The 2,894-nt window shown below is 69.1% G+C and carries 3 protein-coding genes; all 3 read right to left on the reverse strand.

Annotated features, from left to right (window positions below; translation table 11 throughout):
* Positions 1-156 precede the first annotated feature (156 nt).
* Complete coding sequence (locus LQT98_RS23125; RefSeq protein WP_231465524.1) at positions 157-1,494, reverse strand: dihydroorotase; 1,338 nt, start codon at positions 1,492-1,494, stop codon at positions 157-159.
* Positions 1,495-2,055 (reverse strand): LbetaH domain-containing protein, encoded by a 561-nt coding sequence (locus tag LQT98_RS23130; protein ID WP_048409814.1) that lies wholly within the window; start codon positions 2,053-2,055, stop codon positions 1,495-1,497.
* The coding region (gene folE2 / locus LQT98_RS23135) for a GTP cyclohydrolase FolE2 (RefSeq protein WP_231465525.1) at positions 2,052-2,894 on the reverse strand (843 nt) is incomplete at its 5' end. The genes folE2 and LQT98_RS23130, both read right to left, overlap by 4 nt.

Raw genomic sequence — 2,894 nt, forward strand, 5'->3', positions numbered from 1 at the left:
GTCGATGCGGCGGCATGGGCGGGCTCCAATAACGAATTGAAGAGGTGAAATATATTAATAAGTTAATTATTTGATTGAATAGGAATTTTCCTAAAAACGATGGAGATAAGGCTGAGCTGGCTGAAAGAACGGGATCATCGCTAAATTTGAGTCGAATCAACGCATAAACCGCAGCGGCAGTCCCTGGCAGTCCGGCTGGACGCGGCCCTGGTGCCAGGCCAGTTGGCCGGAAACGATGGTGGCGCTGACCGCGTGGCGGAAGGCCAGATGCGGGAACGGGGTCCAGCCGCAATGGGCCAGCAGGGTGTCGCGGCAGACTGGGCGCGGCGCGGGCAGGCGCTGCACCAGCGTGAGATCGGCCCAATAGCCTTCGCGCAGATAGCCGCGTTCGGCGATGGCGAAGCGCATGGCCACCGCGTGGCTGGTCTTGTCCACCAGTTGCGGCAGCGTCAGTTCGCCGTCGGCCACCAGTTCCAGCAGCGCCGGCAGCGCGTGCTGTACCAGCGGCAGGCCGGCCGGGGCCTGGGCGTAGGGCTGCTGTTTTTCCTCCCAGGCGTGCGGCGCGTGATCGGTGCCTATCAGATCGATGCGGCCGTCGCGCAGCGCCTGGCGCAGCGCGTCGCGGTCGGCGCGGCTTTTGATCGCCGGATTGCATTTGATCAGGTGGCCCAGGCGGGCGTAGTCGCCGTCGTCCAGCAGCAGGTGGTGGACGCAGGCTTCGGCGGTGATGCGCTTGCCGGCGACGGGGCCGGGCTGGAACAGCTCCAGTTCGCGCGCGCTGCTCAGGTGCAGCACGTGCAGCTGGCTGCCGTGGCGCCGCGCCAGCTCCACCGCCAGCCGGGTGGATTGGTAGCAGGCTTCGGCGTCGCGGATCAGCGGGTGCTGGTTCGGCGGGATGTCGTCGCCGAAGCGCAGCCGCCAGGCGGCTTCGCGTTCGCGGATGCGCGGCGTGTGTTCGCAGTGGGTGAGGATGGGCAGCGGGCAAGCGGCGAACAGCCGTTCCAGCGCGGCCGGGTCGTCCAGCAGCAGGTCGCCGGTGCTGGCGCCCATGAACACTTTGACGCCGGCGGCGCGCTTGGGCGGCAGCGCGGCGATCAAGTCCAGATTGTGGCGGGTGGCGCCCAGATGGAAGCCGTAATTGGCCACCGAGCCGGCGGCGGCGCGGCTTTCCTTGTCCGCCAGCGCGTCCAGGCAGGTGGTGGCCGGCCGGGTGTTGGGCATGTCCATGAAGCTGGTGACGCCGCCGGCCACCGCGGCGCGGGATTCGCTGGCGATGCTGCCCTTGTGCGGCGCGCCGGGTTCGCGGAAGTGGACTTGGTCGTCGATCATGCCGGGCAGCAGCCATTGGCCGGCGGCGTCGATGTCGATGTCGCCGGGGCGGCCGGGCAGGCTGGCATCGATGCGGCGGATGCGGCCGTTGCCGACGCGCAGGTCGGCTTCCCACTCGCGGCCGTCGCTGACCAGGCGGGCGTTGCGGATCAGGATGTCGCTCATTCAGAACTCGTTTTGCAGCGCTTTGTAGCCGCGCACCAGTTCGCTGTTGGCGCGCAGCACGTCTTCGGAGAATTCGGCGGCGGACACGCTGGCCTTGGGCAGGCGTGCGGTGTCGCTGGCCGCGCCTATGCGTTCGGTGGAGGCCACGTAGCAGCCGGCCGGCAGTTCGCAGCCGTCCACCACCGCGTTGTGGCGCACCACGCAGCCGTCGCCGACGCGGCAGTTGAACAGCACGCTGTTGAAGCCGACGAAGACGCGTTCGCCCACGGTGCAGGGGCCGTGGATGATGGAGCGGTGGGCGATGGAGGTGTGCGCGCCTATGGCGACGGCGGCGCCGGCCTTGGAGTGGATGACCACGCCGTCCTGGATATTGGAGTGGGGGCCGATGACGATGGCCTCCATCTCGCCGTTGGCGTCCACTTCGTCGGCGCGGATCACCGCGTAGGGGCCGATGAAGACATGGTCGTGGACGATGATCTTGCCGCAGAGGATGGCGGTTTTGTCGACGTAGGCGGATTCGGCGATCACCGGCAGGTGGCCCGAAGGGTTCTTGCGTATCATGCGAGCCCCTCCGGGAGCTGACTTGCCGCCACCGCGTCGTGAGGGTGCAGGCTTTCCTGGTGGCGGACGTCGACCCGGCTCAGGCCGTGGCCGGCCAGCGCCGCCTGCAGCCGGCGCGCGGCGTCTTCCACATACATCAGATTGGCGCCGTTGAGCGCGGCGAAGGCTTGTTCGTCGGCGCGCTTGACCGCGGTTTGCACCGGGGTGGCCAGCGCTTGTTCGGCCAGGTCTATGCGCGCCGCCAGCTCCCAGCCGGCGGCGTTGGCGGGGATGTCGAAGCGCAGCCGCGCCTGGCTGCGCTGGCTGTGTGGGGTGGCCAGGGTGGCGTGTTCCAGCAGCCAGTCGTAAACAGCGTCCGGCGTGGCCGCGCAGGGTTGTTGGAGGAAGGCGTCGGCGATCAGCCGGCGCGCCAGCGCGGCGGAGCAGGGGCAGGTGGAGGAGTAGGCGATTTCCACTTCGGCCCACAGCCGGCAGCCGTCGCCATCGAGTTCGGCGCCCAGCGCGGCCGGGTAGGCTTTCCAGCCGGACAGGCCCGGCGTGGCTAGCGCCGGGCGTTGGCATAGCAGTTCAAAGCGGAATTCGGCGCGGGCGGCGTCGCTGCCGCAGTCGGCGTGGCTGTCCACCATCGCCCGCAGCAGCCGGGCGAGGGCGTCCGGGCTCAGCGGCGCGGCGCCGGCGTGAGGCTGCAGCAGCCGGTAGAGCCGGGACATGTGTATGCCCTTGATCGCCGGCCGGGGCAGGTTGACTTGCACGCTGGCGCGGGCGGAGACGCAGCCGTGGGCGGCGTCCGCCAGCCGCAGCGGCAGCGCGATGCCGTCCATGCCCACCCAGCTCAAGGG

The organism is Chromobacterium aquaticum, assembly GCF_021129195.1.
GTDB classification, from domain to species: domain Bacteria; phylum Pseudomonadota; class Gammaproteobacteria; order Burkholderiales; family Chromobacteriaceae; genus Chromobacterium; species Chromobacterium aquaticum.